The organism is Arenicella sp. 4NH20-0111 (genome assembly GCF_040366405.1).
Taxonomy (GTDB): Bacteria; Pseudomonadota; Gammaproteobacteria; order Arenicellales; family Arenicellaceae; genus Arenicella.
Map to the genome: position 1 here is coordinate 1 of NZ_BAABWF010000021.1, position 2,019 is coordinate 2,019.

4 protein-coding genes are annotated in these 2,019 nt (G+C 41.3%); all 4 read right to left on the minus strand.

Going from position 1 to position 2,019, the window contains the following annotated elements:
- Window positions 1–94: 94 nt before the first annotated feature.
- Window positions 95–325, minus strand: coding sequence for a hypothetical protein (locus ABWW54_RS20015; RefSeq protein ID WP_353414981.1), 231 nt, complete (start codon window positions 323–325; stop codon window positions 95–97).
- A gap of 108 nt (window positions 326–433) precedes the next feature.
- Window positions 434–805 carry a hypothetical protein gene (locus tag ABWW54_RS20020; protein ID WP_353414983.1) on the minus strand — a complete coding sequence of 124 codons (372 nt, stop codon included), beginning with the start codon at window positions 803–805 and terminating at the stop codon, window positions 434–436.
- 107 nt (window positions 806–912) lie between these two features.
- A complete protein-coding gene (locus tag ABWW54_RS20025; RefSeq protein ID WP_353414985.1) occupies window positions 913–1,254 on the minus strand; it encodes a hypothetical protein in 342 nt (113 codons plus the stop codon).
- Between the two features lie 89 nt (window positions 1,255–1,343).
- Window positions 1,344–2,019: SMI1/KNR4 family protein (locus tag ABWW54_RS20030; RefSeq protein ID WP_502907834.1), on the minus strand; the 676-nt coding region annotated here is incomplete at its 5' end.

Below are 2,019 nucleotides of genomic sequence, written 5' to 3' on the forward strand. Positions count from 1 at the left end.
AATCATGGGTAACTTGGTGGTATAACGCCCTTAAAACGAGCGCGCTGCTTTTCGCGCGTCCGAGGCGTAGCCGTTTTGCTTCTTGTTAGATTGCTTATTCATTAATACCAATATGTTCCCTAAATTCAGGGCAATCAATGAGCATTGAACCTCCAAGCCAACTAGCGAGTTCTTCCATTAAATCAAACCCTTCTTCGTCTCCTTCTGTGTGAGGTAGCTCCTGGTGAGTCATGAAATCTCTACGCCCGCCTTCAAAAACTCGATCGATACAAATGTAGGGTTTTCCATCCTTTACTTCAAAATAAAATAGATGCTCGTATTTCATATTTTATCTCTTCGCCTATCTAACGCCTTTGCAAGGGGCGCGTTGTAAACGCGTCCCGCGCAGTGAGTGAAACGAACGAAGTGAACTTTGCGAACTTGTATGGTTCATTTAAAGGTTTGCCAAGCACGCTACAGCTATGCCAGCTAATGCTGCATTAATAGAAAACCCTTTCTTCTTAAGGCACCTAATTAATGCTCTTTTTGTTTTAAATCCTTTCTTTCGACATTCTAAAATCACTTGTACAAGATGGCCTGCCCCTGATGCTGCCAAACAACCTGCAAATCCAGTTATGGACAAACTCAGATTCGCAATTTTTATTGAACCATCTGGTTCATGGAATAGAATGTCTACCGTCGTTAGTTTCTCTTCGCTCTCTATTGAAAGGGTCAACGTAAGATTTTCCTCTAAATCAAAGTAATCAACGGTCACGTCATAATGATTTCCATCTTCATCATTAGCTGATATTTTGCTAATTCTCATAATTTCCTCCTAAATAACTATCGTATACCTAACGCTTTTGCAAGAGGCGCGTTGAAAACGCGTCCCGCGCAGTGAGTGAAACGAACGCAGCAAACTTGGCGAACTTGTTATGTTTCTTTACCAACGATACCTCCACAGTTTGCACAAAAACTAGCCCTATTAGTTCTAAATAGGTGGCCGCAGGCCACACATTCTGGCCCCATATCTTTTAGACGATGATGAAATAGTGATCCAATATAAACGCCTTTATAGCCAGTAATTCTTTCAAATTCGAGCGAAGCTTCTGCATTGTAGTTTAATTGTGCAGTAGCTAGATCGCATTGATGTTCAGCACGATAATCTTTGATTTTACGAATCGAGTCCTTTAGGAGTGGAGAAATTATCTCCCAGTCATGCTCTTCTAAAAAAGGCATAACTTCTTTACATCTGAAACAGTGATATTCCTTCATAACTAGTCAGTAAACATAACGCCTTGCCAAGGGGCGCACAGTGTTGCCCGCGGAGCCAGCTTGCTGGCGGAGTGAAGTTGGGCAACTTGTTATGCATTCGTTTCGACCCATTGACAGAATTCGTCTTCAGATTGCACATCGCCCATTTCAGATGGGTGTAGAACAATTGCGTTAGCTTTTTCGGGAATAGTGACCTTAAAGGTTGATTCAACCCAGTTCTGATATCTCACATTAGGGTGAACAAGCATACCTGCAGCTTCGGCTGATTCATTTGGGGTTTCATCAAAGTGATCATTCCAACAAATTTCATCATAACCGATAGCTAACAACCTTAAAAAGTCAATTGGATTTTCAGATAGCACACATACAAGCGTAGACCCAGAGCCGGACCCCATATGTACAATTTTTTGCTTTCCATTGTCGTCTAACCAGAAAGCCGCCATTGAACCTTCAGCACCGGTTTTAGCAAAAACGCATAACCGATCTATTACATCAGGCCTTTCATGGCCAAACCAATAATGCATATTTACATTACCTTCAGCGAAGAATTCGATGACTGTTCCGCCTTGTCTCTCATCTTCACCCCATTCCTCTCTTAACTTCTCAAGAGGGTATAAAAAACCAATACGCCTATCATCCCTATCAATATGATATTGATTTTCTTCAATCCAGTTAAAGAGCAATGATAACTCCTTAGGTATATGCATTCCGGGTAGAAGTGTTGTACTAATTTGATCTTCTAAAGTACTCATATATCTACTCGTG

Excerpts from the sequence above, each read along its gene's own strand:
- ABWW54_RS20020 (WP_353414983.1), bottom strand. The coding sequence starts at position 805 with ATGAGAATTAGCAAAATATCAGCTAATGATGAAGATGGAAATCATTAT.
- ABWW54_RS20015 (WP_353414981.1), bottom strand. The coding sequence starts at position 325 with ATGAAATACGAGCATCTATTTTATTTTGAAGTAAAGGATGGAAAACCC.
- ABWW54_RS20025 (WP_353414985.1), bottom strand. The coding sequence starts at position 1,254 with ATGAAGGAATATCACTGTTTCAGATGTAAAGAAGTTATGCCTTTTTTA.